This window comes from Burkholderia sp. R-40, assembly GCF_049942845.1.
Taxonomy (GTDB): Bacteria; Pseudomonadota; Gammaproteobacteria; order Burkholderiales; family Burkholderiaceae; genus Burkholderia; species Burkholderia ambifaria.
In genome coordinates, this window is the sequence record NZ_CP187967.1 from 3,442,033 (window position 1) to 3,468,327 (window position 26,295).

Genomic DNA, 26,295 nt, shown 5'->3' on the forward strand with positions numbered 1-26,295 from the left:
TGCGGCCGCCCCCTTCTGCGCCGCTCGCGCTGCCTGCGCTGCCGCCGCAATCAGTCAACGCTACCCAGTTCCATTCCATGTCGAAAACGCCACACGAGGCGCCCGCGCTCACCGCTCACGAGGATCACCCCGGCTGGCGAGCCTATCTGAACACGCACATGCTGATCTGCGTGTTCCTCGGGTTCACGTCCGGTCTGCCCCTGTTCACGCTCGTCTACCTCGTGCAGGCATGGCTGCGCTCCGAAGGCGTGAACCTGAAGGAAATCGGCCTGTTCGCGCTGATCCAGTTCCCGTATACGTGGAAGTTCCTGTGGGCGCCGCTGATGGACCGCTACATCCCGCGCCTGCCCGGCTGGCGGCCGGGCCGCCGGCGCGGCTGGCTGCTGCTCACGCAGTTGCTGGTCGCGGGCGCGATCGCGACGCTCGGCTTCGTGTCGCCGCGCGACTCGATCTGGACGGTCGCCGCGCTCACCACGCTCGTCGCGTTCTTCGGCGCGAGCGCCGACATCGTGATCGACGCGTACCGCCGCGAACTGCTGCGCGACACCGAGCAGGGCCTCGGCAACGCGGTGCACGTGAACGCCTACAAGCTCGCCGCGCTGATTCCCGGCTCGCTGGCGCTGATCCTGTCCGACCACCTGCCGTGGGACGCCGTGTTCGCGATCACCGGCGCGTTCATGCTGCCAGGCATCCTGATGACGCTCGTCGTGCGCGAGCCCGAAGTGGTCGGCACGCCGCCGCGCAACCTGCGCGACGCGATCGTGCTGCCGTTCCGCGAATTCATCCAGCGCGACGGCTGGGCCGGCGCGCTGCTGGTCATCGCGTTCATCTTCCTGTTCAAGATCGGCGACACGATGGCGACCACGCTGTCGACGTCGTTCTTCCTCGACATCGGCTTCACGCGCACCGAAATCGGCATCGTCGCCAAAACCACCGCGCTGGTCGCGAGCGTCGCCGGCGGCATCATCGGCGGCGTGTGGCTCGTGAAGATCGGGATCGGCCGCGGGCTGTGGATCTTCGGCGCGCTGCAGATGGTGTCGACCCTCGGCTTCGCGTGGCTCGCGCAGCTCGGCCCCGGCTCGCCGGTGCTGGCCGTGCTGTACGACTTCACGGTATCGACGAGCCACGCGATCGCGTCGGCGCTGTCGGTGTTCGGCGTCGTCGTCACGCCGCAGTTCAGCCCGATGACGGTCGCGCTCGCAATCGTCTACGGCGTCGAAACCTTCACCACCGGCCTGACGATGGCCGCGTTCGTCGCGTACATCGCGAGCACGACCGACCCGCGCTACACGGCCACGCAGTTCGCGCTGTTCACGAGCCTCGCGTCCGTGCCGCGCACGCTCGCGTCGGCCGCGAGCGGCTTCATCGTCGCGAAGATCGGCTGGTTCGACTATTTCATCGTGTGCACGGCGCTCGCGATCCCCGGCATGCTGCTGCTGTTCAAGATCGCGCCGTGGAACGGTGTCGCGCGCAACGGCGAGGCGAGCCGTGCGCAATGACCGCCTGCTTCGCGCCGCACGCGTCGCCGCCGCACTGAGCGTCGGCGTCGCGGCGCTCGGCGCGGCGGCAAGCACGCATCCGACCGACGCCGGTGCAGCCGCGGCCGGCTCCGCGGCGGCTGCGCCGTCCACGCCGGCGACCACCGTCGCGCCGTCTGCCGCCGAAGCCGCGCAGCCGAGCGGCGGGGCCGTGCCGTCGAAAGCCTATGCGCCGACGTCGCAGCAGGTCCGCTACGGCGACGCGATCGCGTTCCGCACGCTGATCCCGTCGCCGCTGCTCGAACAGCTCACCGCGAGCGAATACGCGCAGATCGTGCAAACGGCCGCCGACAGCGACCGCCTGCTGCCCGCGAACCAGCCGCGCGTGAAACGCCTGCGCGCGATCGTCATGAAGCTTGCGCCGTATTCGGTGAAGTGGAACGACCGCGTGAAGAGCTGGGCGTGGGACGTCAATGCGATCCGCTCGCGCGATATCCGCATCACGTGCCTGCCGGGCGGCAAGGTGCTCGTGTACGGCGGGATGCTCGATCGCGTCCGCCTGAACGACGACGAGTTCGGCGTGCTGCTCGCGCACGGCATCGCCCATGCGCTGCGCGAACACGCACGCAGCAATCTCGGCACGGCGTCGCAAACGTCGCTGCGCGCGGCCGCGCTGCCGCCGCTGTTCGGCGTCGGCGATCCGCTGCCGCAGGCGCTGAACCTCGGCGCACGTCTGCAGACGCTGCGCTACGACCCGACCGACGAGACCGAAGCCGACGTGATCGGCGGCGACATCGCCGCCCGCGCGGGCTTCGATCCGCGCGCGGCGATCACGCTGTGGGACAAGCTCGCGGCGGCCACCCGCGCGAACAAGACGTCGGGCTTCATCTACACGCATCCGTACGGCGCGACGCGGCGGCAGGATCTGCTGAACCGGCTGCAGGACCTGATGCCGCTGTATGCGAAGGCGACGGGCAAGCGCGTCGACACGCTGCCCGACTATGCGGGCATCAGCGCGCAGCGGCGCAAGGTTGCGCGGCGCTGAGCATCGCCGCAGGCCGCGGCTTTCCGTCGGGCATCGCCGGCACGTGACGCGGCGCTACGCACCGACGTCCGATTCGACCGGCCGGCTGCCGCTCTCGCGCATCCAGCGCACTTCGTCACCGGGGCTGCGGCCGAACAGCCGCTTGAACTCGCGGCTGAACTGCGACGCGCTCGCATAGCCGACCCGCGCGGCGGCGGCACCCGCGCCGACGCCGTCCTGCACCATCATCAAGCGCGCCTGATGCAGGCGCGCGGCCTTCACATACTGCATCGGCGACGTCGCCGTCACGTGCTTGAACTGCGCGTGGAACACCGCGAGGCTCATCCCGGCCTCGCGCGCGAGCGTCTCGACATCGAGATCGGCCTTCAGGTCCGCATGGATGCGCCGCAGCGCCTTCGCGACGCGGCCGAAATGATGCTGCTGGGCGAGCGCCGCGCGAATCGCGTCGCCCTGTGCGCCCGTCAGCACGCGGTATGCGATCTCGCGCATGATCGCCGGCCCGAGCACGCACGTGTCGTGCGGCGACGCGAGCGCTTCGAGCAGCCGCACCACTGCGTCGGCGAGCGGCGCATCGAGCGGCGTCGAATAGACGCCGTGCGGCTCGCTGACCGCCGCACCTAGCGTCTCGTCGAGCAGGATCGCGAGTTCGGCGATCACCGCGAGATCGACGCGGATCGAGATCGCGAGAAACGGCTCGTCCGGGCTCGCGAAGGTTTCGCATTCGAACGGCAGCGGCACCGACAGCACGAGATACTGCTGCGCGTCGTAGACGAACGAGCGGTCGCCGAGATAGCCGAGCTTGCGGCCCTGGCACACGACGATGATGCTCGGCTCGTACAGCACGGGCATGCGCGGCACGGGCCGGCTCACGCGGAAGAAGCGCACGCCGTCGAGCGCCGCCAGCGTATCGCCCTCGTTCGGCGCGAGGCTCGAATGCAGCTCGATCATGCGGCGCCGCACACGGTCGCCCATATCGTCGAAAAGGGGCTGGAAGCTCATCGGCGTAGTCCTGTCCGGCAAGAGAATCTGGCTTGCAATGTAGCACTTTGAAAGCATTTTGACGGCCGTTCGCGCGCAATTCGAGAGGAATGGGCAAACCTTCCAGACCTTCGTGTATTTCGCCGCGGCGGCTCGCTCCGTACGATGGGCACCTGTCTCGCCGCGTCGCCACATGGCGCGGCGGCAGTCTGTTTCGCCGGATGTTTTCCCGGACAAGGAGCCCCCTGCATGAGCACAACCTACGCTTACGCGGCGACCGATGCGCAATCGCCGCTCGCCCCGTTCGAATTCCAGCGCCGCGCGCTGCGCGACCTCGACGTCCAGATCGAGGTGCTCTACTGCGGCGTCTGCCACTCGGACCTGCACCAGGCCCGCAACGAATGGCGCAACACGATCTACCCGGTCGTGCCGGGCCATGAAATCGTCGGCCGCGTGACCGCGACCGGCCCGCAGGTGTCGCGCTTCAAGGTCGGCGAGCTGGTCGGCGTCGGCTGTCTCGTCGATTCGTGCCGCACCTGCCCGAGCTGCGCGGAAGGCCTCGAACAGTATTGCGAGAACGGCTTCGTCGGCACCTACAACGGCCAGGACCGCGTGACGGGCGACATCACGTACGGCGGCTATTCGACCCAGCTCGTCGTCGACGAGGCGTTCGTGCTGCGCGTACCCGAGACGCTGGACCCGGCCGGCGCCGCGCCGCTGCTATGCGCGGGGATCACGACCTACTCGCCGCTGCGCCAGTGGAACGTCGGGCCCGGCAAGAAGGTCGGGATCGTCGGCCTCGGCGGGCTCGGCCACATGGGCGTGAAGCTCGCGCGCGCGATGGGTGCGCACGTCGTGCTGTTCACGACCTCGCCGTCGAAGATCGAGGACGGCAAGCGGCTCGGCGCGCACGAAGTGGTGATCTCGAAGGACGAAGCGCAGATGAACGCGCACCTGAACAGCTTCGACTTCATCCTGAATACGGTGGCCGCGCAGCACGACCTGAACCCGTTCCTGCACCTGCTGAAGCGCGACGGCACGATGACGCTCGTCGGCGCGCCGGAGCACGACCATCCGTCGCCGCAGGTGTTCAACCTGATCTTCAAGCGCCGCCGCCTCGCGGGCTCGCTGATCGGCGGGATCGCGGAAACGCAGGAAATGCTCGATTTCTGCGCGGAGCACGGCATCACGTCGGACATCGAAACGATTCCGATGCAGCAGATCAATGCCGCTTACGAGCGCATGCTCAAGAGCGACGTGAAGTATCGGTTCGTGGTGGACATGGCGTCGCTCAAGCAGTAACGCAGCAAGCGCCGCCCCCAAGCGAAACGGGCCGCATGTTCGACATGCGGCCCGTTTCGCATCCGGCAACCGGTTGGCCCGGCAGCTATGCGCGTCGCGTCGCGCCGACGATCACTTCTTGTAGTCGTAATCGACCGTCAGCGGCGCGTGATCGCTGAACTTGATGTCCTTGAAGATCGACGTGCGCTTCGCGGTGCCTGCCACGCCCGGCGTCGCGATCTGGTAATCGATCCGCCACCCGACGTTCTTCGCGTAAGCTTGGCCGCGGTTGCTCCACCACGTGTACTGCTCGGGGCGCGGGTCGAGCGTGCGGAATACGTCGACATAGCCGACATCGTCGAACAGCTGCGTGAGCCACGCGCGCTCTTCCGGCAGGCAGCCCGAGTTCTTCTGGTTGCTCTTCCAGTTCTTGATGTCGATTTCCTTGTGGACGATATTCACGTCACCGCACAGGATCACCTCTCGCTTGCTCTTCAGCTCGGCGAGATGCGGCATGAACTCGTCCATGAAGCGGTACTTCGCCTGCTGACGCTCTTCGCCGCTCGAGCCGGACGGCACGTACACCGACACGACCGACAGCTTGCCGTAGCGCGCCTCGACGTAGCGTCCCTCGGGATCGAATTCGCTGCTGCCGAAGCCGATGATCACGTCATCGGGCTCGTGGCGGCTGTACACGCCCGCGCCGCTGTAGCCCTTCTTCTCGGCGTGGTGGAAATAGCTCCTGAAGCCATGCGGCTCGACGAAGTCGGCCGGCAGGTCGTCGGCCGATACCTTGATTTCCTGCACGCATACGCAGTCGGCGTTCTGTTCGCCGAGCCATTCGAAAAAGCCCTTCTTCGCGGCGGAGCGGATGCCGTTCAGGTTGGCGGTAATCACTCGCATCATGTCGGGTTCCGTTGTTCAGTTCAGTTCGATGTGTTTGACAGGATCGCAGCCTAGCGGATCTTCACGCCTTCGAGCTCCGGCTTCGGCGGCGGGAATTCGAGCTTCATGTCGGTCATCGTGCGCAGCAGCAGCTCGGCGATCATCACGTTGCGATGGGTTTTCGAGTTCGCCGGGATCACGTACCACGGCGCATGCTCGGCCGACGTCGCGGCGAGCGCGTCACGGTACGCCGACTGGTATGCATCCCAGTGCTTGCGCGCGTCGAGATCGGCGATGTCGAACTTCCAGTGCTTGGTCGGATCGTCAATGCGCGCCTGCAGCCGCTCGCGCTGCTCGTCCTTCGAGATGTGCAGGAAGCACTTGACGATCGTCGTGCCGTTCTCCGCGAGCATCGTCTCGAAATCGCGGATCTGCCGGTAGCGGCGCTCGCATTCCTTGTCGCTGATGAGCTCCAGCACGCGCGGCACGAGGACGTCCTCGTAGTGGCTGCGGTTGAAGATCGCGAGTTCGCCCGCGGCCGGCACCTGCGCGTGCACGCGCCACAGGAAGTCGTGCGCGGCCTCGATCGGCGTCGGCGCCTTGAACGGCACGATGCGCAGGCCGAGCGGATCGACGTCGCGAAACACCGCGCGCACGGTGCCGTCCTTGCCGCTGGTGTCCATCCCCTGCAGCACGAGCAGCACGCGCTTCTTCTGCTGCGTGTGCAGGCGCTCCTGCTGCACGTCGAGCTCGGTCGACACGGCGCTGAGCCGTTCGCGGTCGGCATCCTTCGAGCCCGACGAGAACGGCTTCGCGGCCGGATCGAATGCATCGAGCCTGAATGCGGCAGCTTCCTTGTCACGCGTGCTGTACGGCACGCGGAAATCGTCGAGCGACGGTTGTTTCGCCATTCGTTCCTCCGTTGGACGGTGCGATGCACACGCGCACACGATAACGCATGCACCAAAGCGACGGGCCGCCCCGAACAGGTTCGGCGGCGGCCCGTCGTCAGGCGCGGTTCAGGCGCGCGGCCATGTTCAGCCGAGCTTCTTCTTCAGCAGTTCGTTGACCTGCTGCGGATTGGCCTTGCCCTTGGTCGCCTTCATCGCCTGGCCGATCAGCGCGTTGAACGCCTTTTCCTTGCCCGCGCGGAATTCCTCGACCGACTTCGCGTTCGCGGCGAGCACCTCGTCGATGATCGCTTCCAGCGCGCCGGTGTCGGAGATCTGCTTCAGGCCCTTCGCGTCGATGATGCGGTCGGCCGCGGCTTCGTCGGTCGCCTTCTCGTCCCAGATCGCCGAGAAGATTTCCTTCGCGATCTTGTTCGAGATCGTGCCGTCGGCGATGCGCTGCAGCACCAGCGCGAGCTGCGCCGCCGACACCGGAATCGCGTCGATCTCGATGCCGTCGCGGTTCAGCTGCGACGACACGTCGCCCATCAGCCAGTTCGCGGCGATCTTCGCGTTCGCCGCGCCGGCCTTCGCGACCACGGCCTCGAAGTACGCGGCCATCGCCTTGCTCGACGTCAGCACGCCCGCGTCGTACGCGGACACGCCATATTGCTCGACGAAGCGCTGCTGCATCGCGGCCGGCAGTTCGGGCATCCCGGCCTGCACGCGATCGATCCAGTCCTGGCCGATCACGAGCGGCATCAGGTCGGGGTCGGGGAAGTAGCGGTAGTCGTGCGCGTCTTCCTTGCTGCGCATCGAACGCGTCTCGCGCTTGTCCGGATCGTAGAGGCGCGTTTCCTGCACGACTTCGCCGCCGTCCTCGATCAGCTCGATCTGGCGGCGCACTTCGTAGTTGATCGCTTCTTCAAGGAACCGGAACGAGTTCAGGTTCTTGATTTCCGCGCGCGTGCCGAACTTTTCCTGGCCGACCGGCCGCACCGACACGTTTGCATCGCAGCGGAACGAGCCTTCCTGCATGTTGCCGTCGCAGATGCCGAGCCACACGACGAGCGCGTGCAGCGACTTCGCATAGGCCACGGCCTCGGCCGCGCTGCGCATTTCCGGCTCGGTGACGATCTCGAGCAGCGGCGTGCCCGCGCGGTTCAGGTCGATCCCGGTCATGCCGGCGAAGTCTTCATGCAGCGACTTGCCCGCATCTTCCTCGAGGTGCGCGCGGGTCAGGTTGACCGTCTTCTCGTACGCCGGCTTGCCGGCCTTTTCGTTGGCCGGCACCTGGATCGTGATCTGGCCGCCCTGCACGACCGGAATCTCGTACTGGCTGATCTGATAGCCCTTCGGCAGATCGGGGTAGAAATAATTCTTGCGCGCGAAGATGCTGCGCGGCGCGATGGTCGAGCCGATCGCGAGGCCGAAGCGGATCGCCCGCTCGACCGCGCCGCGGTTCAGCACCGGCAGCACGCCCGGCAGCGCCAGGTCCACCGGGCATGCCTGCGTGTTCGGCTCGGCGCCGAACTGCGTCGGTGCGCCGGAGAAAATCTTCGAGACGGTCGACAGTTGCGCGTGCGTCTCGAGACCGATGACGACTTCCCATTGAGTAGCCATATGCTTACACCCCTGCCGGAACTTGCTTGTGCCAGTCGGTCGCGCGCTGGAACGCGTCGGCGACCTGCAGCATCCGGGCTTCGTTGAAATAGTTGCCGATGATCTGCAGACCGACCGGGCGCTTCGCGTTCGCGCCCGCGCCGAAGCCGCACGGCACGCTCATGCCGGGCAGGCCCGCGAGGCTCACCGACAGCGTGTAGATATCGGCGAGATACATCTGCACCGGATCGTCGCCCTTCGAGCCGAGATCCCATGCGACCGTCGGCGAGGCCGGGCCCATGATCACGTCGCAGGACTTGAACGCTTCCTGGAAATCCTGCGCGATGATGCGGCGGATCTTCTGCGCCTGCAGGTAGTACGCGTCGTAGTAGCCGTGCGACAGCACGTAAGCGCCGACGAGAATCCGGCGCTTCACCTCGGGGCCGAAGCCTTCCGCGCGCGACTTCTTGTACATGTCGAGCAGGTCGCCGTACTGCGCGGCGCGGTGGCCGAAGCGCACGCCGTCGAAACGCGACAGGTTCGACGACGCTTCCGCCGGCGCGATCACGTAGTACACGGGGATCGACAGTTCGGTTTTCGGCAGCGACACGGGCACGAGCGTCGCGCCGAGCGCCTCGTACTGCTTGAGCGCCGCGTCGATCGACGCACGCACGTCGTCGGCGAGGCCGTCACCGAAATACTCGTTCGGCAGACCGATGCGCAGCCCGGCAAGCGGCTTGCCCGCATCGTTGCCGGCCGCCCACGGCTGGCCGAGGTGGCGCGTGAAATCCTCGTCTTCACGCTCGAGGCTCGTCGAGTCGCGCTCGTCGAAGCCGGACATCGCGTTCAGCAGCAGCGCGCAGTCGGACGCGCTCTGCGCCATCGGGCCGCCCTGGTCAAGCGACGACGCGAACGCGATCATCCCGTAGCGCGACACGCGGCCGTAGGTCGGCTTGATGCCCGTCACGCCCGCGAACGACGCGGGCTGGCGGATCGAGCCACCGGTGTCGGTGCCGGTCGCGGCCGGCGCGAGGCGCGCGGCGACGGCGGCCGAGCTGCCGCCCGAGCTGCCGCCCGGCACCGCGTTGGTATCCCACGGGTTCTTCACCGCGCCGAACGCGGAGTTCTCGTTCGACGAGCCCATCGCGAACTCGTCCATGTTGGTCTTGCCGAGCGTGACCATGCCGGCCGCCTGCAGGCGGGCGACGACGGTCGCGTCGAACGGGCTCTCGTAGTTCGCGAGCATCTTCGAGCCGGCGGTCGAGCGCCAGCCGCGCGTGACGAACACGTCCTTGTGCGCGATCGGCAGGCCGGTCAGCGCGCCGCCCGCGCCGCGCGCGAGTTCGGCGTCGGCGGCCTTCGCCTGCGCAAGGGTGAGGTCGGCGTCGACGTGGACAAACGCGTTCAGGTCGCGTGCCGCGTCGATCCGTTTCAGGTAGAGCTGCGCGAGCTCGACGGCCGAGCATTCCTTGGCGGCGAGCGCGGCGCGCAGTTCGGTCAGGCTTTTTGCGTGCATTGAGTGGTTTTCCTGGGAATTCTGGGTGGCGCGCGGCGCGGCGCCGGCGCGCTTGTCATCGAATGCTTACTCGATCACCTTCGGCACGAGGTAAAGGCCGTCCTGGACGGCCGGCGCCGGACGCTGGTTGTCGTCGCGATTGACGACTTCCGTCACGGCGTCGTCGCGCAGGCGCTGCGCGACTTCCTGGATCTGTTCGATCGGGTGGGCGAGCGGCGCGATGCCGGCGGTGTCGACCGCCTGCATCTGTTCGACGAGGCCGAAGAATTCATTGAGCTGGCCGAGCATGTGCTCGGCGTCGGCGTCGGCCATTTCGAGTCGCGCCAGGTGCGCGATGCGTTTCACATCGGTCAGGGTCAGGGCCATGCGATCACCGGAAAAAACAAGGCTGCGCGGCGCAGCGAAAGCAGCGCTGCGGCGGGGGGTTGGAGGGTGCGATCCCACCCTCAAAAATCGGGGCCGAAGCGGCAAAAATACCGCCCGTTTCGATTCAAATACCGTGAAATTATAAGGTATCATTACGCGTTCGACCCAAACCCGGCAGCCTTTTCCCGCACCGTTTCGCCTCGTTTCGGCAAGCCGTGCGTGCTTCGTGCGATCCCCGGTAGACATCACTCGCAGCTTCGTGCGCCGCGGCGGCCGCTTCCGCCACGCTTCCCGAGGCTGTTATTTTTTCCGCTGCCGCCCTCAGCGCTCGCTATGCAGGGCCGGCCCAGAGCGAAACAGGATTCTGAATGTTCGGTTTTTTGCGCAGCTACTTCTCCAACGATCTCGCGATCGACCTCGGCACCGCAAACACCCTGATCTACATGCGCGGCAAGGGCATCGTGCTCGATGAGCCCTCCGTCGTGTCGATTCGCCAGGAAGGCGGCCCCAACGGCAAGAAGACGATCCAGGCGGTCGGCAAGGAAGCCAAGCAGATGCTCGGCAAGGTGCCGGGCAACATCGAGGCGATCCGCCCGATGAAGGACGGCGTGATCGCCGACTTCACCGTCACCGAGCAGATGATCAAGCAGTTCATCAAGACGGCGCACGAGTCGCGCATGTTCTCGCCGTCGCCGCGCATCATCATCTGCGTGCCGTGCGGCTCGACCCAGGTCGAGCGCCGCGCGATCAAGGAAGCGGCGCACGGCGCCGGCGCATCGCAGGTCTACCTGATCGAGGAGCCGATGGCGGCCGCGATCGGCGCGGGCCTGCCGGTGTCGGAAGCCACCGGCTCGATGGTCGTCGACATCGGCGGCGGCACGACCGAAGTCGGCGTGATCTCGCTCGGCGGCATCGTGTACAAGGGCTCGGTGCGCGTCGGCGGCGACAAGTTCGATGAAGCGATCGTCAACTACATCCGCCGCAATTACGGGATGCTGATCGGCGAGCAAACCGCCGAGGCGATCAAGAAGGAAATCGGCTCCGCGTTCCCGGGCTCCGAAGTCAAGGAAATGGAAGTGAAGGGCCGCAACCTGTCGGAAGGCATTCCGCGCAGCTTCACGATCTCGAGCAACGAAATCCTCGAAGCGCTGACCGATCCGCTGAACCAGATCGTGTCGTCGGTAAAGATCGCCCTCGAGCAGACGCCGCCGGAACTCGGCGCCGACATCGCCGAGCGCGGGATGATGCTGACGGGCGGCGGCGCGCTGCTGCGCGACCTCGATCGCCTGCTCGCGGAAGAAACCGGCCTGCCGGTGCTCGTCGCCGAAGACCCGCTCACCTGCGTCGTGCGCGGCTCGGGCATGGCGCTCGAGCGCATGGACAAGCTGGGCAGCATCTTCTCGTACGAGTGATCGCCTAAGCAGTCCCGTTTGATATGACGCACTCGCGGCGTGGCCGGATCGCTCGTTCAGAACGAACCGCCACGCCGTTTGCGCGTCTGAGCATTATTTAACCGATCACCACGCGCCCGGCGCCGACCATGGAATACAGTCCGCCGCCCCTCTTCAAGCAAGGTCCGCCCGCGCTCGCGCGGCTCATCTTCTTCGTCGCCCTCGCCATCGCGCTCCTCGTGTCGGACGCGCGCTTCAGCACGCTCGAAATCGTCCGCGGCGTGCTCGGCACCGTGCTGTACCCGCTGCAGCGCGCGGCGCTCGTGCCGCGCGACCTGTTCATGGGCGCGGCCGACATCGCCGTCACGGGCGCGTCGCTGCGCCACGACAACGACGCGCTGCGCAAGCGCAACCTGCAACTGTCCACGCAAGCCAATCAGGCCGCCGTGCTCGCGCAGGAAAACATGCATCTGCGCGCGGTGCTCGAGCTGCGCCAGCACATCGCGACGCAGTCGACCCCGGTCGAGATCCAGTACGACACGAGCGACCCGTTCACGCAGAAGATCGTGATCGGCCAGGGTTCGCAGCAAGGCATCCAGGACGGCTCGCCGGTCGTCAGTGAAGACGGCGTGGTCGGCCAGGTCACGCGCGTGTTCCCGCTGCAGGCCGAAGTCACGCTGATCACCGACCGCGATCTCGCGATTCCCGTGCAGGTGCTGCGCACCGGCCTGCGCAGCGTGATCTACGGCACGCCGAAGGGCGATTCGCTCGACCTGCGCTTCGTGCCGACCAGCTCGGATCTCGTCGCGGGCGACGAGCTCGTCACGAGCGGCCTCGACGGCGTCTATCCGCCGGGCCTGCCGGTCGCGAAGGTCGTGCACGTCGACAAGCTCGCCGATACCGCGTTCGCCCGCGTGACCTGCGCACCGGTCGCCGCCGTGCGCGGCGCGCGCCAGATGCTCGTGCTGCATTACCAGAACGACGTCCCGCCGCGTCCGGCCGAGCCCGAGCCGGCCGCCGACAAGAACGCGAAGGGCAAGAAGGGCGCGAAGGCCGCCGCGAAAGCGGAGAAAGCCGAGAAGGCCGAAAAGGCCGATGCGAACGCGAAGCCGGCCGCCGCGGCCGCACCCGGCGCGAAACCCGCGCCGGCGGCGCCCGCCGCGCCGGCCCAGCCCGCTGCCGCGCCCGCGAAGCCCGCGGCCGGGCAACCAGGAGCCCAGCGATGAACCGTCCGCAATACATCCTGCAGCCGGTCAACCCGTACTTCATCGTCTTCAGCCTCGCCGCCGCGTTCCTGCTGAACCTGATGCCGTGGGGCCGCCTGCCCGGCGTGCCCGATTTCGTCGCGCTCGTGCTGCTGTTCTGGAACATCCACCAGCCGCGCAAGGTCGGGATGGGCGTCGCGTTCGTGCTCGGCATCCTGATGGACGTGCACGACGCGGGGCTGCTCGGCGAGCATGCGCTCGCCTATACGCTGCTGTCGTACGGCGCGATCACGATCCACCGCCGCGTGCTGTGGATGCCGATCGGCGTGCAGGTGCTGTATGTCACGCCGCTGCTCGTCGCCGCGCAGCTGGTGCCGTTCGTGATCCGCCTGATGATGGGCGCCGCGTTTCCCGGCTGGCGCTATCTGGTGGACGGCTTCGTCGAGGCCGCGCTGTGGCCGATCGCGAGCCACCTGCTGCTGATGCCGCAACGCCGCCCGGTCGACCCGGACGATACGCGCCCCATCTGAGCCGCACCGGAACCGACCTTGAACACCCGCCGCCCCCACGCCCGCCGCGCGCCGCGCTCCGGGGCGGCCCCTCGCCCGCGCGCGCTCGCCGCGCATGGGCCGGATCAAATGTAACCGCATGACCGAATTCAACGACACCCAACAGCAGCTCTCGAAGTTCCGCCTGCGCGTCGCGGCGGCGGGCGTGTTCGTGTTCGTCTGCTTCGGGCTGCTCGCGAGCCGCTTCTTCTACCTGCAGCTGATGCAGCACGGCAAATACGCGCTGCAGGCCGAGGAAAACCGCATCTCGGTCGCGCCGATCGTGCCGAACCGCGGGATCATCACCGACCGCAACGGCGTGGTCCTCGCGAAGAACTATTCGGCGTACACGCTCGAGATCACGCCGTCGAAGCTCGACGACACGCTCGACAACACGATCGACAAGCTGTCCGAGATCATCCCGATCGACGCGCGCGACCGCCGCCGCTTCAAGAAGCTGCAGGAAGACTCGAAGAACTTCGAGAGCCTGCCGATCCGCACGCGCCTCACCGACGCGGAAGTCGCGCGCTTCACCGCGCAGCGCTTCCGCTTCCCCGGCGTCGACGTGCGCGCGCGGCTGTTCCGCCAGTACCCGCTCGGCATGACGGCCGCGCACGTGATCGGCTACATCGGCCGGATCTCGAAGCGCGACCAGGATCGCATCGATGCGATGAGCGACGAGAACGACAGCGACCAGGAACATTACGATCCGCGTCGTGACGCGAACAACTACAAGGGCACCGACTACATCGGCAAGATCGGCGTCGAGCAGAGCTACGAAGCCGACCTGCATGGCCTCACGGGCTTCGAGGAAGTCGAGGTGACGGCCGGCGGCCGGCCCGTGCGCACGCTGTCGCGCACGCAGGCGACGCCCGGCAACAACCTGGTGCTGTCGCTCGACATCGGGCTGCAGCAGGTCGCCGAGCAGGCGTTCGCCGGCAAGCGCGGCGCGCTCGTCGCGATCGAGCCGAAGACGGGCGACGTGCTCGCGTTCGTGTCGTCGCCGAGCTTCGACCCGAACTCGTTCGTCGACGGCATCGACCAGCAGACCTGGGACGAGCTGAACAACTCGCCCGACAAGCCGCTGCTGAACCGGCCGCTGCACGGCACCTACCCGCCCGGCTCGACGTACAAGCCGTTCATGGCGCTGGCCGGCCTGACGCTCGGCAAGCGCACGCCGGGCTGGGGCTTCCAGGATCCCGGCTACTTCACGTTCGGCGGCCACACGTTCCGCAACGACGTGCGCTCGGGCCAGGGCTGGGTCGACATGAACAAGGCGATCATGGTGTCGAACGACACCTACTTCTACATGCTCGCGCGCGACCTCGGCGTGAACGCGATCGCGAACTTCATGAAGCCGTTCGGTTTCGGCCAGATCACCGGCATCGACATTCAGGGCGAGGCGCGCGGGATCCTGCCGTCGACCGACTGGAAGAAGAAGGCGTTCAAGAAGGCCGCGCAGCAGAAGTGGTTCGACGGCGAGACGATCAGCCTCGGGATCGGCCAGGGCTACAACTCGTACACGATCCTGCAGCTCGCGCATGCCACCGCGACGCTCGCGAACAACGGCGTCGTGATGAAGCCTCACCTCGTGAAGGAAGTCGAGGATCCGATCTCGCGCGCTCGCCACCTGACCGTGCCGAAGGAAAGCGAAGTGATTCCGCTCAAGCAGGGCGACATCGACGTCGTGAAGCGCGGGATGGAAAACGTGATCGAGAATCCGTCCGGCACCGCGTACAAGGTGTTCCGCGGCGCGCCGTACCTCGCGGCCGGCAAGACCGGTACCGCGCAGGTGTTCTCGCTGCAGGGCTCGAACTACAAGGGCCACCTGCTCGCCGAGCACCTGCGCGACCACGCGCTGTTCATCGCGTACGCGCCGGTCGACCATCCGCAGATCGCCGTCGCGCTGGTCGTCGAGAACGGCGGCTGGGGCGCGCAGGCCGCGGGCCCGATCGCGCGCCGCGTGCTCGACTACTACCTCGTCGAACGTCAGAACCCGAACAACGAGGCCGCGGCCGTGGCCGCCGCCGCGTCGGCGACCGAGCCGGTGAGCGCGCCCGTGGTCGGCGACGCATCGAAGCCCGCCGCCGTCGCGGCCGGCTTCACCGCGTTGCCGCAGCCGGTCGTGCCGAGTGCGGCGAGCGCGGCGAGTGCGGCGGACGCCGCGTCGGCACCCGACGCGTCGAGCGCGGCGCAGCCGTCCGGCGCGAGCGCCGCGGCGCCGATGGCCGCGAGCCTGCCGCCGATCCGGCGCCCGCACCGGCCGCACCGGCCCGCGAGCGGCGCCCAGCCGGTCGCCACCGGGCCGCGCGACGACAACTTCCGTGCGTCGGCCACCGCGAAAGCGGTGAACGCCGGCACCGCTCATTAACGGAGAAAGGCATGCAATTCGACAAGCGCGCCTGGCTCGACAAGATCAAGCAGATGTTCGCGGGTTTCGACCGCCCGCTCGCCCTCATCGTGTTCCTGCTGCTGTGCGTCGGCATCGTCACGCTGTACAGCGCGGCGATCGACATGCCGGGCCGCGTCGAGGACCAGTTGCGCAACATCCTGCTGACGTTCGTGCTGATGTGGGTGATCGCCAACATCCCGCCGACGACGCTGATGCGCTTCGCGGTCCCGCTATACACATTCGGGGTCGCGCTGCTGGTCGCGGTCGCGCTGTTCGGGATGACCAAGAAAGGCGCGAAGCGCTGGCTGAACGTCGGCGTCGTGATTCAGCCGTCGGAAATCCTCAAGATCGCGACACCGCTGATGCTCGCGTGGTACTACCAGCGCCGCGAAGGCGGGCTGCGCTGGTACGACTTCGTCGTCGCGTTCGGGATCCTGCTCGTGCCGGTCGGCCTGATCGCGAAGCAGCCCGACCTCGGCACCGGCCTGCTCGTGTTCGCGGCCGGCCTCTTCGTGATCTACCTCGCCGGCCTGTCGTTCAAGCTGATCGTGCCGGTGCTGGTCGCGGGCGTGATCGCGGTCGGCTCGATCGCCGTGTTCGAAGATCGCATCTGCCAGCCCGAAGTGCAGTGGCCGCTGATGCACGACTACCAGAAGCACCGCGTGTGCACGCTGCTCGACCCGACCTCCGACCCGCTCGGCAAGGGCTTCCACACGATCCAGGCCGTGATCGCGATCGGCTCGGGTGGCGCGCTCGGCAAGGGCTACCTGAAGGGCACGCAGGCCCACCTCGAATTCATTCCGGAGAAGCACACCGACTTCATCTTCGCGGTGTTCTCGGAAGAATGGGGGCTCGCCGGCGGCCTCGTGCTGCTGACGCTGTACATGGCGCTGATCGCGCGCGGGCTCTACATCGCCGCGCAGGGCGCGACGCTGTTCGGCCGGCTGCTCGCGGGCTCGCTGACGCTCGCGTTCTTCGTCTACGCGTTCGTCAACATCGGGATGGTGAGCGGCGTGCTGCCCGTCGTCGGCGTGCCATTGCCGTTCATGAGCTATGGCGGCACCGCGCTGGCGACGCTCGGCGTCGCGATCGGGATGATCATGAGCGTCGGGCGACAGCGGCGGTTGATGAAGAGCTGACGCTGCGGCGCGGCACGCGGCTGCAAGCAGTCGCAGCAAAGGAAAACGGCGCCGCGGGCGCCGTTTTTCGTTGGGCAGGCCGAGTTCAGCCGGCCGCCGTCACTGCGGCGTCGCGCGCGGGCTCGCGTGGTCCGCACCGGCGCCCGATGCCGGCTCCTGCGTCTTCAGTCGCGCGCTCAGTTCCTTGAATTTCAGCTCGGCCGTCTCGTCGCCCTGCGCGGCCGCGGCCGCATAGTACGCGCGCGCGATGTTCAGGTTCTGCGTGACGCCGTCGCCGCCGCGCTCGTAGAACGACGCGGTCACGTACTGCGCGGTCGGCTCGCCCGCGTCGGCCGCCTGCTTGTACCACGCGAACGCCTGCCGGTTGTCGCGCGGCGTACCGCGCCCGTCGAGGAACTGGTTCGCGAGCGACAGCGCGGCCTGCACGTGCCCCTGCTTCGCCGCGCGCAGGAACCAGCGGTGCGCTTCGGCCGGATTGCGCGCGACGAATTCGCCGTCGTCGAACATCCGTCCGTACACGTACTGCGCATGCGACATGTTCGCGTCGGCCGCCCGCTTCAGCCAGCGCAGCCCTTCGTCGACTTTCGCGGTCACGCCGACGCCGGTGAGCAGCATCATCGCGTAGTTGAACTGCGCGAGCCGGTCGCCGCGTTCGGCTGCGTCGTGGAACTGCACCAGCGCCGCGCGATAGTCGCCGGCGTTGTAGGCGGCCACCGCCGCTTGCGTCTCGTGTGCCGGGTCCGGTTTCGCGTGCGGCGCATTCTGCGCCGACGCCGCGACGCACCCGACCCACAGCCCGAGCATCGCGCCGATCCGCCCGCACGCACCGGTCGCGCGCCGCGCGCGTCCCGCCTCCTCGCCGCCATTCATGACCGCACCTCCTGCAGCGCCTGCCGCGTCGCGCGCAGCAGCCAGGTCACGTCGGCCGACAGCGTGATCATCCGGTAGCCGGCCTCGCGATACTGGCGCGCGATGGCCGTATCGCTCGCGAAGATGCCGACCGCGACGCCGGCCTGCTTGCCGGCCGCGAGCACGCGCGCCATCGCGGTCTCGACATCCGGGTGGCGGCTGTCGCCGAGATGCCCGAGGCTCGCCGCCAGATCGGCCGGGCCGACAAACAGGCAGTCGATGCCCGGCGTCGCGGCGATCCGCTCGACTTCGTCGATGCCGCGCGCCGATTCGATCTGCACGATCACCGCAATCTGGGCGTTGGCCGTCTGCAGGTAATCGCGGCGCATGCCGAACGCCGCCGCGCGCACCATGCCGGCCACGCCGCGCAGCCCGTCCGGGGAATCCGGCGACGGGAAGCGCGTGAGCCGCACCGCGTGCGCGGCCTCGTCGGCCGTCTCGATGCACGGGAACATCAGCGTGCGCGCGCCGGCGTCGAGCGCGCGCTTCACGAGCCACGGCTCACGCCCCGGCACGCGCACGACAGGCTCGCTCGGCAGGTGCGCGGCGGCCAGCGCGCGCAGTTGCGACGCGACGTCCCGGCTGTCGTTCGGCGCATGCTCCATGTCGATGCAGAGCCAGTCGTAGCCGGCGTGCGCGAGCGCTTCCGCGGCCGAATCGCAGCCGAGCGACAGCCACAGGCCGTACAGCGGCTCGTCGCCGTCGTGCAGACGTTGTTTGAGGGAATTGGTGAGCGTGCTCATCGATACGGCCTCCTGGCGGACAGGCAATCGAACGGAACAGGCAACGGGGGACGGCCGGACGGCAGCAGCCCGATCACGGGCGCGCAGGCTGCGCCACGCAACGATCATAGCGCGCCGTCGGGCGAAATGTGGGGAGACAAGCGAAGCGGGCCCGATCGGGCACCGCGTGGCGGGCGACCGGCTGCGGGCGACTGGCTGCGGGCGACCGGCTGTGGGGGGGCCGGCTGCAAGCGACCGGCTTCAGGCGATCGGCTGCGGGCGACCGGCGGCCGGCGGCCGAGCGCACGCTCGGGCCGGCAATGACGCGTCAGCGGGCGGGATCGCGCTCGACGTCGGCCCAGCAGTTCGGCGTTTCGTACAGGCGCACGCGCTCCAGCCGCAGGTTCACGCCGTAGTGCGCGTCGTACACGTTCGCGAGAATGTCGAACGCGATCGCCGCGAGGTTCTCGACCGTCGGGATCCGGTCGAGCACGACCGTCTTGTGGTCGGCCATCTGCTCGAGGAACGAGCGCACGACTTCGTCGCGCGCGTAGACCAGGAACGCGTGGTCCCACTTGTTGACGAGGTGCTCGACCGCGAGCGCCTTCACGTCGGCGAAATCCATCACCATGCCGCGGTCCGGCGCCCCCTCGGTATCGACGAGATCGCCGCGCAGCGTGACTTCGAGCACGTAGCGATGGCCGTGCAGGTTCCGGCACTGGCTGCGGTGATCGGGAATGCGGTGGCCCGCGTCGAATTCGAGTTTTCGGGTAATCAGCACGATGTCAAAGGCCGTGGCTCAGGGAATGTTCAGGTATTTGTGGGTCTGCATCGACAGCCGCCACTGCGGATGCCGCTTGCACCAGTCGATCGCGAGCTTCGTGTTGAGATCGCGCGACGGGCCGTCCATCGGCTGCACGAGAAAATACTCGAAATCGAGCTTCGCGTAGTCGGCAAGCCGCTGGTTGTCCTGCGGGATCACGACCTTCAGCTCGTTGCCCTTCGTGACGACGAGCGGCGCGTCGGCCTTCGGGCTCACGCAGATCCAGTCGATCGTCTCGAGCACCGGCAGCGAGCCATTGGTCTCGATCGCGATTTCGAAGCCCGCCGCGTGCAGCGCGTCGACGAGCGGCTGGTCGAGCTGCAGCATCGGCTCGCCGCCCGTGCAGACGACGAAGCGATGCGCTTCGCCGTCGGGCCACAGGCCGGCGATCGTCGCGACGAGGGCTTCGGCGTCCTTGAACTTGCCGCCGTTCTCGCCGTCGGTGCCGACGAAGTCCGTATCGCAGAAGCGGCACACGGCCTCCGCACGATCCTCTTCGCGGCCCGACCACAGATTGCAGCCGGCGAACCGGCAGAACACGGCCGGACGGCCCGCGTTCGCGCCCTCGCCCTGCAACGTGTAGAAAATTTCCTTGACCGCGTAAGTCATCGTGCTTCGTCCGGCTCGCGCCGCTCGTTGTCGATCAGAATCCGTTATTCATCAAGCGCCGCCGGCGCACCGCGTCACAGCGGCGCTTCGGTCACCCGCTCGCCCTTCAGGTAGGCCTCGTAGCCGCGCTTGCGCAGCTTGCAGGCCGGACATTCGCCGCAGCCGAAACCCCAGTCGTGCAGTTCCGCGCGCTCGCCCACGTAGCACGTGTGCGTCTCGACGCGGATCAGCTCGACGAGCGCGTCGCCGCCGAGTTGTTCGGCGAGCTGCCAGGTCTGCGCCTTGTCGAGCCACATCAGCGGCGTCTCGAGCACGATGCGCGTGTCCATCCCGAGATTCAGCGCGACCTGCAGCGCCTTCATCGTGTCGTCGCGGCAGTCCGGGTAGCCCGAGAAATCGGTCTCGCACATCCCGCCGACCAGCACGCGCAGCCCGCGGCGATAGGCGATCGCGGCCGCGATCGTCATGAACAGCAGGTTGCGGCCCGGCACGAACGTGTTCGGCAAGCCATTCGCCGTGGTCTCGATCTCGATCGTGCGCGTCATCGCGGTATCGCTGATCGCGCCGAGCACCGACAGGTCGATCATGTGATCGTCGCCGAGGCGGCCGGCCCAGGCGGGAAACTGATGCTTCAGCGCGTCGCGCACGCCTTCGCGACATTCGAGTTCGACGCGGTGGCGCTGGCCGTAATCGAAGCCGAGCGTCTCGACCGTCTGATAGCGTTCCAGGGCCCAGGCCACGCACGTGGCCGAGTCCTGCCCGCCGGAAAACAGCACGAGCGCGCCGTCTTTAGCGTCTGTCCGAATCACCGTGATACTCCGTGAATGTATAGGCTCGCGTCGCGCTGCGCCCCGGGGCCGGCTGCCGCCGGGCGGCCCGACACGTGCCGGCCTGCGCCGGCTCGACCAGTATAGGCAGCGCAGTTGTGCGCGAACGCGGCGGAGCGCTTATACCGCCCATCGCGCGGCATCGGTGCCGCGCGTCACGGCGGCGCCTGCGGGCAGCCCTGCCGTGCGCATGAAGCGATGCGCTAAGTCATTGAGCGGGCACGGATTTTATCACGCTCCGGCGAATGCTGCCGGACGCACCACCGATGCCGCGCAAACCCACCACAAACGAAAAACCCCAAGAACCTTCCGATTCTTGGGGTTGGAACTGCTGGTGGCCTGGGACGGAATCGAACCATCGACACGCGGATTTTCAATCCGCTGCTCTACCAACTGAGCTACCGGGCCAACGAAGAAGAGAAAGTATATCCAGCCCTGTTACTTTGCGCAAGTGGTTTTCGCAAAATATTTTACGCGGCGCCTTCCGACGGCTTCTTGCCGAGCTCGACGCCCAGCTGCTTGAGCTTGCGATACAGGTGCGTGCGCTCGAGGCCCGTCTTCTCCGCGACGCGCGTCATGCTGCCGTTCTCGCGCGCGAGGTGATATTCGAAGTACGCGCGCTCGAACGCATCGCGCGCTTCGCGCAACGGGATGTCGAACGGAATCGCGGCCGTCTGGCCCGCGAGGCCCAGGGCCGCGGCCATGTCGTCGCCGAGCGTCGGCAGCGCGGCCGCGGACGCGACAGCCGCCGGGCCCGAAGCCTGGCCGACGCCGGCCTTCGCCGCCGCGTTGACGGACACCGGTGCCGCGCCGCGCACGAGACCATGCTCGACCGACTTCAGCAGCTTCTGCAGCGCGATCGGCTTCTCGAGGAAATCGAGCGCGCCGATCTTCGTTGCCTCGACGGCCGTGTCGATCGTCGCGTGCCCGGACATCATGATCACGGGCATCGTCAACAGGCCCTGCGCCGCCCATTCCTTGAGCAACGTGACGCCGTCGGTATCGGGCATCCAGATATCGAGCAGCACGAGATCGGGCGCCTGATTCAGACGGTATTCCCGCGCGGCCTGCGCGTTCTCCGCCGCCTCGACGACATGTCCTTCATCGCTGAGGATTTCCGAGAGCAATTCCCGGATGCCCATTTCATCATCTACCACCAGGATGGTTGCCATTTACGCTGCCTTTGTCTGCACACTTGCTTTTGTCTTAGCGGGGGCCGTCCCGACCTGCGCGCCGGGTTCGGCGCCTGGCGTATCGCTCGCCATCTGCAGGAACAGGATCGACACCTGCGCACCCTCGACGGTCTCGCCGTGCATGCGATTGCGCAGATCGATCCGCGCGCCGTGCTCATCGACGATCTTCTTGACCATGGCCAATCCGAGCCCCGTGCCCTTCGCCTTCGTCGTCACGTAAGGCTCGAACGCACGGGTCAGGATGCGTGCCGGAAAACCGGGCCCGTTGTCGGACACGGTAAGACGTACCGCGACGCGCGTTTTGCCCTCGGCGTCGGGATCGCCATATTCTACTGTCTTGGTTTCGATCAACACACGCGGTTGCGCGACTTCCGCAACCGAATCCTGCGCATTCTGCAGCAGGTTGTGGATCACCTGGCGCAGTTGCGTCGCGTCGCCGCGAATCACCGGCAGCGACGGCGCGAGTTCGGCGACGATCGCGCTCTTGCCTTCGCCGACACCATACAGCCCGAGCACCTCGCTCGCCAGTTCGTTCAACTGCAGGTTGCCGAGCACCGCCGGCGGCGTGCGCGCATATTCGCGGAAGTCGTCGACCATCCGCTTCATCGCGGCCACCTGGTTGACGATCATCGTCGCGCCGCGCTTGAGCACGTCCGCATCGGGCGGCGCGAGCTTGTCGGACAGCTTCATCTGCAGCCGCTCGGCCGACAGCTGGATCGGCGTCAGCGGGTTCTTGATCTCGTGCGCGAGCCGCCGCGCGACCTCGCCCCATGCGACCGAACGCTGCGCGGAAATCACGTCGGAGATGTCGTCGAACACGACGACGTAGCCGGACGTCTGCGGATCGTCGGCCTCTCCCTCGACCGTCGACACGAGGCGCGTGCCGCGCACGAGCAAGGTCAGCGGATCGGCTTCGCCCGGCACTTCGACCGCGAACTGCTGCTGCCAGTGGCCGCGATCGCCGCTGGCGCCGTCGGAAGCCGCCTCGCGATCGGCGAATGCCTTGCGCACCATCGCGCCGAATTCCGCGACGACGTCGATCCGGTCGAGCGCCGTGCCGATCATTGCGCCGAACGGCTGCCGGAAGATCCGCTCGGCGCCGCGGTTGGCCGTCGTCAGCCGGAACTGGCGGTCAAGCACGAACACGCCGGCGGTCAGGTTCGCGAGGATGCTTTCGAGATATGTTTTCGAATGCTCGAGCGCGATCCGGTTCTTCTCGACCGCGAGCCGCGCCTCGGACAGCTGGCGCGTCATCGCGTTGAACGACTGCGTGAGGAAGCCGAGCTCGTCGCGCGACTTGATCTCGCGCTTCGGCGTGTAGTCGCCTTCGGTGATCTCCTTCGTGCCCTGCGCGAGCAGGAACAGCGGCCGCGCGAGCTGCTGGCCGAGCGCGAGCGCGAGCATCATCGCGATGAAGGTCGCAAGGAACAGCGCGAGCGTCAGCGTGCCGATGTACATCTTGCGCAGCCCGGTGCGGCCGAGCGCTTTTTCCTGGTACTCGCGATACGCGCGCTGCACCGCGTCGGCGTTGTGCGCGAGCGTGGGCGGCACCGGCTGCGTGAGCTGCAGGAAGCGCTCCGCCGGCTGCAGCAGCGACGTCGTCGCGTCGGGGATCGGCCGCACGACGCGCAGCCGCAACGCGCCCTTCGCGCCGTGCGCGCGCGGGTCGCCGTCGACTTCGCCCTCGATCGCCGCGTAGGCGCCATGTTCGCGCGCCTGGCTCAGCATCAGCGGCGTGGGCAGGTCGTCCGGAATCAGCACGGCGAAATTGCCCGATGCCTGCGCAACGATGTGCAGGTCGGGCGCCGCACCCGAGCCGCCGCGGCTCGGCTCGACGATCGTCGCGTCCTGCACGCCGAACTGGTCGCGCAGGCGCAAGAGCGTGAGCGTCGTGCCGTTGGTGTTCGCATCGACGCTCGCGAGCTGGTCGGACATCAGGCGCGCCTTCGTCTGCAGGTCGGACAGCGACGCGTCGAGCATTCCGCGGCCGAGGTTCAGGCCGGCCGTCAGCGCGGTTTCGACGTTCACGTCGAACCACGACTCGATGCTGCGCGACACGAACTGGTACGACACGATGTAGATGATCCCGCCCGGCACCACGCCGACGAGCGCGAAGAACACCGCGAGCTTCGCGAGCAGCCGCGTGCCGAACTTGCCCTTCCTCAGGCGCACGACGATCATCCCGATCAGCCCGAGCACCACCAGCAGGAACACGAGCGCGACGATGATGTTCATCGCGTACAACCACGAGTAGTAGCGATCGAAGAACTCGGTGTTCGCGCTCGCGGCCGCGAGCAGCACGAGCAGCAGCAGCGCGGTGAGCGCGACGGTCGCTACGATGACGCGAACGAGAAGGCTCTTCCCGCTGGCCGCGCGGCGCACTTTATTTAGCACGTTCGGTCACCGTGAAGTTGAAGCGCTTCCAGTCCGAGCCGAGCGTCCAGTCGCGGTTGTTCACCGCGTCGACCTGGAACGGCTTCGGCATCAGCGCCGTGTCGAGCTGCATGCGCACCGAGGCCATGTAGGTTTCGCCGGCCCGCACCTGGTTGCGATCGATCACGTGCCACGACGTGATGTGGCGGACGACCGCGAGCGCGTCCTTCAGCGACGGGAAGCCGAGTTGCAGCCCGCCCGTCGACACGCGGTACTCGCGCGTGAGCGGCTGGAACGACAGGCGGATCGTCTGCGACACCGACACCGGCTGCTCGTCGAACCAGTACCAGCGCGCGCGGCTCAGTTCGAAGTCGGTCGTGAAGTAGAGCGGGATGCCCTTGTTGACGGCATCCTCGAGGTTCGGGTTCAGCTCGAATTCGAAGCGGGCATCGAGGCTCCAGCCGCTTCCGTCAGCCTGCAGCGATGCGCGCTGCACGGCGATCGACTCGGCGGCGCGCGCCGGCCGAACGACAGTCAGGCACAGCGCCAATGCGACCAGCAGGACGGCCGCAAGCCGAAGTGGAAAAAGGTGTTTGATCGTCACCGTTTCTGAAACCGCGCGTAGAAAAATCCGTCGTGATCGGTGTTCTGGTCGAGTGCGCCGGCCGCTCCGGCGGGCACGCCGCCGGGCAGCAGTTGGCCGGGCGCGTCCAATCGTACCGCATCTTCACAGGCCGCTTCAAACCAGCGGGCCTGCAATTCGCCCTCCTCGGGGAAGATCGAACAGGTCACGTAAAGCAGTTCGCCGCCCGGCTTCACGAGCGGCCACAACGCCGTCAGGATGCGGCGCTGTTCCGCGACGAGTGCCGCGATGTCGGCTTCGCGGCGCAGCCAGCGGATGTCGGGATGACGGCGCACGATGCCCGACGCCGAGCACGGCACGTCGGCGAGGATGCGGTCGAACGGCTGGCCGTCGTACCACGCATCCGGTGCGCCGGCATCGCCGACGCGCACGTCCGCCGCGAGCGATAGGCGCGCGAGGTTCTCGCCGATGCGCGCCGCGCGGCTCGCGTCGCTTTCGAGCGCAACGACCTCAGCGCCGGCCAGCTCCAGGATATGGCCGGTCTTGCCGCCCGGTGCCGCGCATGCGTCGAGCACGCGCATGCCGTCACGCGCGCCGAGCCATTCGGCGGCGAGCTGCGCGCCGGCATCCTGCACCGACACGACGCCGTCAGCGAAGCCCGGAATGCGATCGACCGGCAGCGCCGATGCGAGCCGCACCGCATGGCGGCCGATCGCGGTCGCATCGATCCCGTTCGCGCGCAGCGTGTCGAGATATGCATCGACGCTCGCGCGGCGCGCATTCACGCGCAGCGTCAGCGGCCCCTGGCGCTCGCCGGCCGCGAGGATCGCCTGCCATGCGTCCGGCCACGCGCGCTTCACCGCATCGATCCACCAAGGACGGTAGTTCCAGCGGGCGACCGGATCGTCCTGCAGCGCCGCGACGAGCGCGTCGCGCTCACGCTGGAAACGGCGCAGCACCGCGTTCACCAGCCCCTTCGCGAACGCGAATTCGCGCCGCGCGCCGATCACGGTCACGGCCTGGTCGACGATCGTGAACGCCGGATACGCGGCCGTCTCCTCCGGATCGAGCAGCAGCGCGAGCGCAGCGGCGAGTACCGCCTGCACGTGCGCGGGCGGCGCCTTGCTGACGAGCCGGCCGATCAGCCAGTCCACGCTGCCGAGGCGCCGCATCGTCCGGTAAGCGACGTCCTGCGTCGCGCCGCGCGCCAGCGCCTGCGCGTCGGCCGGCATCTGCGCGAACACCGCGGCCAGTGCCGCCGGCAGCGCGGTGCCGCGCCGCACCGCATCGACTGCCTGCGCGGCCGCGTCGAGCGCGAAGCCCAGCGAATCGGGCGCGAGACGCAGCGCGGACAGGCGCGCGGGGCGGCCGGAGGAAGACGGAGCGGAGGAACGGGTTCGTGTCATCGGAGCAAAATCGGCAAACGGGCGCCGCGAGCGGCGGGAACCCTGCGGCCGTGCGCGGCCGCCGCGATTCCAAACCGCGCATTGTAGCGTGAGGCCATGCGACCCCTTTACGGGACGCACAAATGAAATGCCCC

23 protein-coding genes and 1 tRNA gene are annotated in these 26,295 nt (G+C 67.7%); 8 read left to right on the plus strand and 16 right to left on the minus strand.

Translation table 11 applies throughout. The features are described from left to right. Nucleotides 1-77 precede the first annotated feature (77 nt). Together ACP26O_RS15920 and ACP26O_RS15925 are read left to right on the plus strand one after the other, a co-directional pair. Nucleotides 78-1,499: an AmpG family muropeptide MFS transporter gene (locus ACP26O_RS15920; RefSeq protein WP_165752222.1), complete on the plus strand. Its 1,422-nt coding sequence runs from the start codon at nucleotides 78-80 to the stop codon at nucleotides 1,497-1,499. After that, nucleotides 1,489-2,523 carry a M48 family metallopeptidase gene (locus tag ACP26O_RS15925; RefSeq protein WP_175701395.1) on the plus strand — a complete coding sequence of 345 codons (1,035 nt, stop codon included), beginning with the start codon at nucleotides 1,489-1,491 and terminating at the stop codon, nucleotides 2,521-2,523. The genes ACP26O_RS15920 and ACP26O_RS15925 overlap by 11 nt, the downstream gene beginning before the upstream one ends. A gap of 54 nt (nucleotides 2,524-2,577) precedes the next feature. On the opposite strand, the gene ACP26O_RS15930 is transcribed toward ACP26O_RS15925, so the two are convergent. Then, nucleotides 2,578-3,522 (minus strand): AraC family transcriptional regulator, encoded by a 945-nt coding sequence (locus ACP26O_RS15930; RefSeq protein WP_105834799.1) that lies wholly within the window; start codon nucleotides 3,520-3,522, stop codon nucleotides 2,578-2,580. Between the two features lie 228 nt (nucleotides 3,523-3,750). On the opposite strand from ACP26O_RS15930, the gene ACP26O_RS15935 reads away from it, so the two are divergent. After that, nucleotides 3,751-4,803 (plus strand): NAD(P)-dependent alcohol dehydrogenase, encoded by a 1,053-nt coding sequence (locus ACP26O_RS15935; protein ID WP_006755229.1) that lies wholly within the window; start codon nucleotides 3,751-3,753, stop codon nucleotides 4,801-4,803. Between the two features lie 111 nt (nucleotides 4,804-4,914). Here the strand turns inward: ACP26O_RS15935 and ACP26O_RS15940 are convergent, their stop codons facing one another. From ACP26O_RS15940 to gatC, 5 genes are all read right to left on the minus strand, one after another. Then, nucleotides 4,915-5,688, minus strand: coding sequence for an exodeoxyribonuclease III (locus tag ACP26O_RS15940; RefSeq protein WP_006755228.1), 774 nt, complete (start codon nucleotides 5,686-5,688; stop codon nucleotides 4,915-4,917). A gap of 50 nt (nucleotides 5,689-5,738) precedes the next feature. Then, entirely contained in the window at nucleotides 5,739-6,578 is an 840-nt protein-coding gene (locus ACP26O_RS15945; RefSeq protein ID WP_175665901.1) for a polyphosphate kinase 2 family protein, read from the minus strand. A gap of 126 nt (nucleotides 6,579-6,704) precedes the next feature. After that, nucleotides 6,705-8,180, minus strand: a complete 1,476-nt coding sequence (gene gatB / locus ACP26O_RS15950) for an Asp-tRNA(Asn)/Glu-tRNA(Gln) amidotransferase subunit GatB (protein WP_175665900.1) — start codon at nucleotides 8,178-8,180, stop codon at nucleotides 6,705-6,707. Nucleotides 8,181-8,184: 4 nt separating this feature from the next. Next, entirely contained in the window at nucleotides 8,185-9,675 is a 1,491-nt protein-coding gene (gene gatA / locus ACP26O_RS15955) for an Asp-tRNA(Asn)/Glu-tRNA(Gln) amidotransferase subunit GatA (RefSeq protein WP_175665899.1), read from the minus strand. A 66-nt stretch (nucleotides 9,676-9,741) separates the two neighbouring features. Continuing rightward, nucleotides 9,742-10,041 (minus strand): Asp-tRNA(Asn)/Glu-tRNA(Gln) amidotransferase subunit GatC, encoded by a 300-nt coding sequence (gene gatC / locus ACP26O_RS15960; RefSeq protein WP_006477478.1) that lies wholly within the window; start codon nucleotides 10,039-10,041, stop codon nucleotides 9,742-9,744. 368 nt (nucleotides 10,042-10,409) lie between these two features. On the opposite strand from gatC, the gene ACP26O_RS15965 reads away from it, so the two are divergent. The 5 genes from ACP26O_RS15965 (at nucleotide 10,410) to rodA (ending at nucleotide 16,716) form a co-directional block, all read left to right on the plus strand. Further along, nucleotides 10,410-11,453 carry a rod shape-determining protein gene (locus ACP26O_RS15965; RefSeq protein ID WP_004189550.1) on the plus strand — a complete coding sequence of 348 codons (1,044 nt, stop codon included), beginning with the start codon at nucleotides 10,410-10,412 and terminating at the stop codon, nucleotides 11,451-11,453. Nucleotides 11,454-11,581: 128 nt separating this feature from the next. Beyond that, complete coding sequence (gene mreC / locus ACP26O_RS15970) at nucleotides 11,582-12,658, plus strand: rod shape-determining protein MreC (protein ID WP_175665898.1); 1,077 nt, start codon at nucleotides 11,582-11,584, stop codon at nucleotides 12,656-12,658. Beyond that, on the plus strand, nucleotides 12,655-13,167 hold the full coding sequence (gene mreD, locus ACP26O_RS15975; RefSeq protein ID WP_011658224.1) for a rod shape-determining protein MreD: 513 nt from the start codon (nucleotides 12,655-12,657) through the stop codon (nucleotides 13,165-13,167). The genes mreC and mreD overlap by 4 nt, the downstream gene beginning before the upstream one ends. 118 nt (nucleotides 13,168-13,285) lie before the next feature. Further along, nucleotides 13,286-15,556 carry a penicillin-binding protein 2 gene (mrdA, locus tag ACP26O_RS15980; protein ID WP_175665897.1) on the plus strand — a complete coding sequence of 757 codons (2,271 nt, stop codon included), beginning with the start codon at nucleotides 13,286-13,288 and terminating at the stop codon, nucleotides 15,554-15,556. An 11-nt stretch (nucleotides 15,557-15,567) separates the two neighbouring features. Beyond that, nucleotides 15,568-16,716, plus strand: a complete 1,149-nt coding sequence (gene rodA, locus ACP26O_RS15985) for a rod shape-determining protein RodA (RefSeq protein WP_165752228.1) — start codon at nucleotides 15,568-15,570, stop codon at nucleotides 16,714-16,716. A 99-nt stretch (nucleotides 16,717-16,815) separates the two neighbouring features. On the opposite strand, the gene ACP26O_RS15990 is transcribed toward rodA, so the two are convergent. The 10 genes from ACP26O_RS15990 to rsmB form a co-directional block, all read right to left on the minus strand. Further along, nucleotides 16,816-17,586, minus strand: coding sequence for a tetratricopeptide repeat protein (locus ACP26O_RS15990; protein WP_175665896.1), 771 nt, complete (start codon nucleotides 17,584-17,586; stop codon nucleotides 16,816-16,818). Next, a complete protein-coding gene (locus ACP26O_RS15995) occupies nucleotides 17,583-18,368 on the minus strand; it encodes an HpcH/HpaI aldolase family protein (protein ID WP_175665895.1) in 786 nt (261 codons plus the stop codon). The genes ACP26O_RS15990 and ACP26O_RS15995 overlap by 4 nt, the downstream gene beginning before the upstream one ends. A gap of 307 nt (nucleotides 18,369-18,675) precedes the next feature. Then, entirely contained in the window at nucleotides 18,676-19,128 is a 453-nt protein-coding gene (gene queD / locus ACP26O_RS16000; protein ID WP_006755431.1) for a 6-carboxytetrahydropterin synthase QueD, read from the minus strand. Between the two features lie 18 nt (nucleotides 19,129-19,146). Beyond that, nucleotides 19,147-19,779: a 7-carboxy-7-deazaguanine synthase gene (gene queE / locus ACP26O_RS16005; protein ID WP_006755430.1), complete on the minus strand. Its 633-nt coding sequence runs from the start codon at nucleotides 19,777-19,779 to the stop codon at nucleotides 19,147-19,149. 74 nt (nucleotides 19,780-19,853) lie between these two features. Beyond that, a complete protein-coding gene (queC, locus tag ACP26O_RS16010; RefSeq protein ID WP_105834806.1) occupies nucleotides 19,854-20,588 on the minus strand; it encodes a 7-cyano-7-deazaguanine synthase QueC in 735 nt (244 codons plus the stop codon). Nucleotides 20,589-20,938: 350 nt separating this feature from the next. Then, nucleotides 20,939-21,014: transfer RNA gene (locus ACP26O_RS16015), tRNA-Phe, on the minus strand. Nucleotides 21,015-21,076: 62 nt separating this feature from the next. After that, nucleotides 21,077-21,778: a response regulator transcription factor EsaR gene (gene esaR, locus ACP26O_RS16020; protein WP_011658230.1), complete on the minus strand. Its 702-nt coding sequence runs from the start codon at nucleotides 21,776-21,778 to the stop codon at nucleotides 21,077-21,079. After that, nucleotides 21,779-24,193 carry a sensor histidine kinase EsaS gene (gene esaS / locus ACP26O_RS16025; protein ID WP_175665894.1) on the minus strand — a complete coding sequence of 805 codons (2,415 nt, stop codon included), beginning with the start codon at nucleotides 24,191-24,193 and terminating at the stop codon, nucleotides 21,779-21,781. Beyond that, complete coding sequence (locus ACP26O_RS16030) at nucleotides 24,183-24,776, minus strand: DUF4390 domain-containing protein (protein WP_006750071.1); 594 nt, start codon at nucleotides 24,774-24,776, stop codon at nucleotides 24,183-24,185. The genes esaS and ACP26O_RS16030 overlap by 11 nt, the downstream gene beginning before the upstream one ends. Further along, nucleotides 24,773-26,161, minus strand: coding sequence for a 16S rRNA (cytosine(967)-C(5))-methyltransferase RsmB (gene rsmB, locus ACP26O_RS16035; RefSeq protein ID WP_175665893.1), 1,389 nt, complete (start codon nucleotides 26,159-26,161; stop codon nucleotides 24,773-24,775). The genes ACP26O_RS16030 and rsmB overlap by 4 nt, the downstream gene beginning before the upstream one ends. Between the last annotated feature and the right edge of the window lie 134 nt (nucleotides 26,162-26,295).

Excerpts from the sequence above, each read along its gene's own strand:
- ACP26O_RS15920 (WP_165752222.1), top strand. The coding sequence starts at position 78 with ATGTCGAAAACGCCACACGAGGCGCCCGCGCTCACCGCTCACGAGGAT.
- ACP26O_RS15930 (WP_105834799.1), bottom strand. The coding sequence starts at position 3,522 with ATGAGCTTCCAGCCCCTTTTCGACGATATGGGCGACCGTGTGCGGCGC.
- ACP26O_RS15935 (WP_006755229.1), top strand. The coding sequence starts at position 3,751 with ATGAGCACAACCTACGCTTACGCGGCGACCGATGCGCAATCGCCGCTC.
- ACP26O_RS15940 (WP_006755228.1), bottom strand. The coding sequence starts at position 5,688 with ATGATGCGAGTGATTACCGCCAACCTGAACGGCATCCGCTCCGCCGCG.
- ACP26O_RS15945 (WP_175665901.1), bottom strand. The coding sequence starts at position 6,578 with ATGGCGAAACAACCGTCGCTCGACGATTTCCGCGTGCCGTACAGCACG.
- gatB (WP_175665900.1), bottom strand. The coding sequence starts at position 8,180 with ATGGCTACTCAATGGGAAGTCGTCATCGGTCTCGAGACGCACGCGCAA.
- gatA (WP_175665899.1), bottom strand. The coding sequence starts at position 9,675 with ATGCACGCAAAAAGCCTGACCGAACTGCGCGCCGCGCTCGCCGCCAAG.
- gatC (WP_006477478.1), bottom strand. The coding sequence starts at position 10,041 with ATGGCCCTGACCCTGACCGATGTGAAACGCATCGCGCACCTGGCGCGA.
- ACP26O_RS15965 (WP_004189550.1), top strand. The coding sequence starts at position 10,410 with ATGTTCGGTTTTTTGCGCAGCTACTTCTCCAACGATCTCGCGATCGAC.
- mreC (WP_175665898.1), top strand. The coding sequence starts at position 11,582 with ATGGAATACAGTCCGCCGCCCCTCTTCAAGCAAGGTCCGCCCGCGCTC.
- mreD (WP_011658224.1), top strand. The coding sequence starts at position 12,655 with ATGAACCGTCCGCAATACATCCTGCAGCCGGTCAACCCGTACTTCATC.
- mrdA (WP_175665897.1), top strand. The coding sequence starts at position 13,286 with ATGACCGAATTCAACGACACCCAACAGCAGCTCTCGAAGTTCCGCCTG.
- rodA (WP_165752228.1), top strand. The coding sequence starts at position 15,568 with ATGCAATTCGACAAGCGCGCCTGGCTCGACAAGATCAAGCAGATGTTC.
- ACP26O_RS15990 (WP_175665896.1), bottom strand. The coding sequence starts at position 17,586 with ATGAATGGCGGCGAGGAGGCGGGACGCGCGCGGCGCGCGACCGGTGCG.
- ACP26O_RS15995 (WP_175665895.1), bottom strand. The coding sequence starts at position 18,368 with ATGAGCACGCTCACCAATTCCCTCAAACAACGTCTGCACGACGGCGAC.
- queE (WP_006755430.1), bottom strand. The coding sequence starts at position 19,779 with ATGACTTACGCGGTCAAGGAAATTTTCTACACGTTGCAGGGCGAGGGC.
- esaR (WP_011658230.1), bottom strand. The coding sequence starts at position 21,778 with ATGGCAACCATCCTGGTGGTAGATGATGAAATGGGCATCCGGGAATTG.
- rsmB (WP_175665893.1), bottom strand. The coding sequence starts at position 26,161 with ATGACACGAACCCGTTCCTCCGCTCCGTCTTCCTCCGGCCGCCCCGCG.